We start from the raw sequence: 5,612 nt of genomic DNA on the forward strand, positions 1-5,612 counted from the left end.
CGCGGTGCTGCGCGTCGCGGGCATCCACGCGGTGCTGGACTTCGGTCCGCACGGCGGTTCGCACGGCCATCGGGACAAGTTGTCCCTCTATCTCTACGGCGATACGACCGCCTGGCAGCCCGATCCCGGACAGGTGCCCTACGCCCACGCCGAGTTCCGTGATCTGTACGCGTCGACCAAGGCGCATCCGGCGTTCCGGGTGGACGGCGCCGAGCAGGCCGAGTGCACCGGGGCGCTGCTCGGTTCGGACAGCCGCTCGGTGAGCGCCGAGGTGACCACGGCGTACGAGGGGGTGCGCGCGGTCCGGCGGATCGTGGCGGGCGAAGGCTTCCTGGTGGACCTGCTGACCGTGACCGCCGGGGAGGCCCGGCGGATCACCGCGCAGCTGCGTCCGGGCACCGCCCTGGACGTCCAGTTGCAGGCCACGGGCCCGGTGCGCACCACGTGGTACGGCGACGAGACCCTGCACGGCTGGCACACGCACCGTGCCGGGGTCCCGGTGCGCCCGGTGAGCACCCCGGGTCCCGGCCCGGCCGACGACCCCCAGCGGGTGCGGACCCGGGTCGACTTCACCGCCGTCACCGACCGGGTCACCTTCGCCTCGGTGTACCAGGCCGGGTCGGCCGGGCCCGCCGTCACGGACGTCCGGCTGGAGGACGACGGGCTGGCGGTCCGCCTGGCCGACGGCAGTACCGCACGGTTCCGATCGGAGGACTGACCCTTGTTGCTCTCGGCGACCCCGCCGCCCGGACCGCGCCCCGCACAGGAGGTGCGGCTGTACGAGGAGGCCACCCGTCACCGCGGGCTGACCCCGCCGCGTACGCACCCCCTGGCCAGCATCACCTGGCTGGGCCCCGCGGCCTCCAACCCGGCGCTGGCCTACCGGGTCGGCGGCGATCCGGCCCATCTCGCGGAGAGCCGGCGCTGGATCGAGGCCGCGGTGCGGCTGCCCCACTGGGGCAAGGCCCATATGCCGGACCACGACCTGGACGCCGGCTGGCTGCTGCACCATCTGGCCCTGGCGTACAAGTGGATCGGCGACGACCTGCCGGACGGGGTACGGGCGCTGCTGCGGTACAAGCTGCTGCTCCAGGGGCGGCGGATGTACGAGTTCGCGGTGGCGAGCGAGGGCCGCTGGTGGTCCTCGTCGTACTGGCAGAACCACAACTGGATCTGCTACGCGGGTCTGGCGACGGCCGGGTACGTGCTGGGCAAGGAGGAGTGGACCGAGCGCGCCAAGGACAATCTCGGCACCGTCCTCGATCTGATGCCGCAGGACGGCTCGCACGCGGAGGGGGTCGTGTACTGGCGCTACGGCGTGCCCTTCCTCGCCATCCACCTGGACCTCCTCCAGGAGGCCGAGGGCATCGACTGGTGGGACCGGGGCGGATTCATGTCCCACACCTTCCGCTACCGGCTGCACCAGACGGCGCCCGGTTTCGCGTTCAACGTCGACCACGGCGACTGCCACGACCGGCGCAGCGGCCACAGCGCCGGTCTCTACTACCGCCTCGGCGCGCAGTACGCGCTCCCGGAGGCCCAGTGGATGGGTGATCTGGCATCGGGCGAGCTGTTGTGGAAGGAGGCGGCCGAGAGCGGGGTGCGGCCGGGGATCCTGCCGGAGGCCTACCTCGAATACCTCTGGTACGACCCGTCGGTGCCGGCCGCCCGGCCCACCGAGACCCGAGCGTTCTTCCCGGACCTGGGGCTGCTGGCCGCGCGTACCGGATGGGACGACGACGCCACCCTGGTGTCGTTCAAGGCCAGCCCGGGCGGTGGCCACCGGGCCTGGGAGACGGCCGCGAAGCACCGGGCCGAACAGGGCTGGGAGACCCTGAACCAGGGGCACCACCACCCCGATTCGGGTTCCTTCGTGCTGGTCTCGCAGGGTGCGTTCCTGGCGGTGGACGAGGGCTACAGCAACCGCAAGCGGGCCGCCCACCACAATCTGCTGCTGGTGGACGGGCAGGGGTACGCGGACGAGGACCGGTACCACGTGTACCGGGACATCCCGTTCGAGCGGCAGGCCCGGCAGCGCGATGTGCTGGTCTCCCCCGACTGCGGATGGGCACACGCCACGGCGGAGATCGCCGCGATGTACGACCCCGCGCTCGGCGTGCGGCGGCTGGACCGGACGCTGGTGTTCACCCCGTCGGGGCGGCTGGTGCTGCTCGACCTCGCCGAGGCGGAAGCGGCCGTTGAGTGGACGTTCCTGCTCCAGACCGACCGGCCCACCGAGGCCCTGCCCGACGGCAGCCGGCTGATCAGGTCCGGGGCGGCCACGGCGCGGGTGCGTCAGTTCGCGCCCACCGACGGCCGTGCCGTCTGCGAGGTCACCGAGGTGGTGGCCAATCCGACGTCCAGCACGCCGGAGCTGAGCCTCACCCGCACCCTGCACACGTGGCGTTCGACGACCGCCCGCTCCGCACAGGGGCTGTTCCTCACGGCGATCGGGCCGGGCACACAGACGGACGCGGCACGGGTCCCCTGCGCGGAAGGCCAGGGGGTGACCTTCGGCACGGAGACCGTGCTGCTCTCCCCCGTCGCCCGCCGGATACGTACCGAAGGCGTCAGCGCCGACGCCGCGGCCGTACTGCTCACCTCGGGCGGCGCCCCGTACGTGGTGGCGGCCACCCGGCTCGAACGGGACGGCACGGTGCTCCTCGATGTGCCGCAACCGTACACAGGAAAGGTCGGCTGACCATGCAGGCAACCCTCTCGTCCAACTGGCCGACGCTGCTGCGGCGGCTGGAGTTCGTGGCCTACCCGGCCGCCGCCGGGGCCGCGTTCGTCGTGCTGTCGCTCGGAGTGGTGACCTGGCTGCCCGCGCTCGCCGCGATGTCGCACGGTCTCCAGCGGTGGCGGGCCGAGGGCGACAGCGGTTGCTTCACCAACACCTTCGCGTCCTTCCCCCGGTACTGGCGCTCCCTGTGGCGGCACGGGCTCGCCTCCACGGCGGCCGCGGCCGTCCTGACCGCCAACATCGTTCATCTGCTCGGCCGTTCGGAGCCCTGGACCTTCGTGCTGCTCGCCGCCCAGGCGGGCATCGCGGCCGCCCTGGTCATCCACCATGTGGCGCTCGCCGCCGAGGCCGGCCGGGCGCCCGGAGCCACCGTCCGGAGCTGGACCCGCGGCGCTCTGGCGCTCGGCTTCGGCTCGGCCGCCCGGGGCACCGCCCTGCTCGGTGCGGTGGTCTCCGCCGTACTGCTCTCTCTCGTCGTACCGCTGGGGCCACTGCTTCTCGGCCCGAGCATTCCCGTACTGCTCGCTCTGTCCTTCGCTGATCCCAGGAGGCACACCCCATGAGCCACGCACTGCGCACCACCCTCGTCGCCGCGCTCGCCGCCGGCGCCCCGCTCGTCTTCCCCCCGCCGTCGGTGGCCGCTGCCGCCGCCACCGCGTACTACGTGTCGCCGTCCGGCAGCGACACCAACTCCGGCACGTCGGCGGGGTCCCCGTTCGCCACGATCCAGAAGGCGGTCGATCTGGCGCCGACGGGCGCGGTGGTGAACCTCGCCGCCGGTACGTACAAGCAGGATGTCGTGACCAAGCGCGCCGGAGTCACCGTCACGGGCCCGTCGAACGCCGTGGTGAAGGGCGCCGGTGACGCCCGGATCATTCAGGTGCAGCACGACTCGACCACGCTGAGCGGATTCACCGTGGACGGGCTGCACGGTTCGTCCGCCGATGTGTCCGGTTACCGCCTCAAGCTCATATATGTCATGAGCACGACCCCCGGCAACGGTGTGGGCGGTCTGCACATCACCGATATGACCCTGAAGAACGCGGCGGACGAATGTCTGCGGGTGCGCTACCTGGTGACCGGCGCCGACATCTCCGGCAACACCATCACCAACTGCGGCGTCGCGGACTTCAAGTTCGGCGGCGGCGGCAAGAACGGTGAGGGCATCTACCTCGGCACGGCCCCCGAGCAGCAGGGCGCGAACGGCGCCCCGGACGCGGCCCCCGACATCAGCCGCAACAACCGCATCCACCACAACACGATCGCCACCCAGGGCAACGAGTGCGTCGACGTGAAGGAGAACTCGACCAACAACTACGTCGAGTACAACGACTGCAGCGGCCAGCAGGACTCCAGCTCGGGCGGTCTCGACGCGCGGGGCAGCGGCAACATCTTCCGCTACAACACCATTCACGACAACGTCGGCGCGGGCATCCGGCTCGGCGGTGACACCGCCACCGACGGCACCGCCACCAGCGTCTACGGCAACACCATCACGGGCAACGCGGGCGGCGGCATCAAGTTCATGCGCACCCCGCAGGGCCCCGTCTGCACCAACACGATGAGTGGGAACACCGGCGGCGACGCGGTGGGCACCTACGGCAGCGAGTACACCCCGACCGGTGCGTGCCCGCAGTGACCGGGCGGGGGCCCGCGAGACGCGGGGTACTGACGGCGGCGGCCGGGCTGGCAGCCGTCGCGGTGGCGGCGCCCGGCGCCCGGGCCACCGACGGACCGGGCAGCGGTGCGCACCGCTCGCGCTGGACGACGTCCTGGGCGACCGCGCAGACCGCGCCGACCGACACCGACCCGGTGGCGAGCGCCGGGCTCACCGACGGCACGTTCACCGCGAACGTCCGGCTGTCGGCCGGCGGACAGATCCGGCTGCGCTACGGGCACCCCTTCGGAACGGCGCCCGTGCTGATCGGCCCGGTGACCGCGGGCGGCAGGCCCGTGACATTCGGCGGGCAGCGGCAGGCGTGGCTCGCCGCAGGCGCCACGCTGACCAGTGACGCGGTCGCCGGCCCGCGGGCCGCCGAGGCGTCCCTGCTGACCGTACGGACCGAACTGCCAGGCCCCACCGGGCCGTTGTCCTTCCACCGCAACACCCATGCCTCACACGACGTCAATGGGGAGCGCACCACTTCGGTGTACCTGCTAACGGGCGTCGAGGTGACGGGCGCGCACGGGCCGGTGATCGCGGTGCTCGGCGACTCCATCGCCGAGGGCGTCGGCACACCCGACGACTCCGATCTGCGCTGGCCCGACCAGCTGGCCCGGCGGCTTCCCGGTGCGGCGGTCGCCGATCTCGGGATCAGCGGCAACCGGGTGCTGCTGAACGACGCCCGGTTCGGTCCCGGCGGACAGGCCCGCTTCGACCGCGACGTGCTGTCCCTGCCCGGGCTGCGGACCGTCCTGGTCCACCTCGGCGTCAACGACCTCCAGCAGCCGCCGAGCCAGACCGACCCCGCGCTCGTCCTGGCCGGCTACCGCCAGCTGGTGCTGCGCGCCCGTGACGCCGGGCTGCGGGCGGTCGGCGCGACCATCGCCCCGTTCGAGGGCTGGACCCGCTGGACGCCCGAACTGGAAACGGTGCGGCTGCGGATCAACGCCGCGGTGCGCACCGGCCGGGTCTTCGACGCCGTGGCCGACTTCGACGCGGCCCTGCGCGACCCGGACCACCCGGAGCGGCTGCGGCCCGCGTACGACAGCGGCGAGCGCCGCATGGCCGGAAGGGTTGGGGTGGAGCCCGTCGCCGCTGTCGTACGCGGGCCGCAGCCGCTCCGGGTGGTCCGGGTCGCGCAGGGCCGCGTCGAAGTCGGCCACGGCGTCGAAGACCCGGCCGGTCCGCACCGCGGCGTTGCTCCGC

General features: G+C 72.7%; 5 protein-coding genes. All 5 read left to right on the forward strand.

Annotated elements, in window-relative coordinates; genetic code table 11:
* A partial coding sequence (locus tag J1C73_RS01070) for a heparinase II/III domain-containing protein (protein ID WP_207314645.1) occupies nucleotides 1–718 on the forward strand: 718 nt, incomplete at its 5' end.
* Between the two features lie 3 nt (nucleotides 719–721).
* Nucleotides 722–2,701, forward strand: coding sequence for a DUF4962 domain-containing protein (locus J1C73_RS01075; RefSeq protein WP_207314646.1), 1,980 nt, complete (start codon nucleotides 722–724; stop codon nucleotides 2,699–2,701).
* Nucleotides 2,702–2,703: 2 nt separating this feature from the next.
* Nucleotides 2,704–3,306, forward strand: coding sequence for a hypothetical protein (locus tag J1C73_RS01080; protein WP_207314647.1), 603 nt, complete (start codon nucleotides 2,704–2,706; stop codon nucleotides 3,304–3,306).
* Nucleotides 3,303–4,382, forward strand: a complete 1,080-nt coding sequence (locus J1C73_RS01085) for a DUF1565 domain-containing protein (protein WP_207314648.1) — start codon at nucleotides 3,303–3,305, stop codon at nucleotides 4,380–4,382. Before J1C73_RS01080 ends, J1C73_RS01085 begins: the two co-directional genes overlap by 4 nt.
* The coding region (locus tag J1C73_RS35835; protein WP_372446633.1) for a GDSL-type esterase/lipase family protein at nucleotides 4,370–5,612 on the forward strand (1,243 nt) is incomplete at its 3' end. The genes J1C73_RS01085 and J1C73_RS35835, both read left to right, overlap by 13 nt.

It is taken from the genome of Streptomyces laculatispora (assembly GCF_017353455.1).
Lineage (GTDB): Bacteria > Actinomycetota > Actinomycetes > Streptomycetales > Streptomycetaceae > Streptomyces > Streptomyces laculatispora.

Coding starts and splice junctions, on each gene's coding strand:
- J1C73_RS01080 (WP_207314647.1), top strand. CDS start 2,704: ATGCAGGCAACCCTCTCGTCCAACTGGCCGACGCTGCTGCGGCGGCTG.
- J1C73_RS01085 (WP_207314648.1), top strand. CDS start 3,303: ATGAGCCACGCACTGCGCACCACCCTCGTCGCCGCGCTCGCCGCCGGC.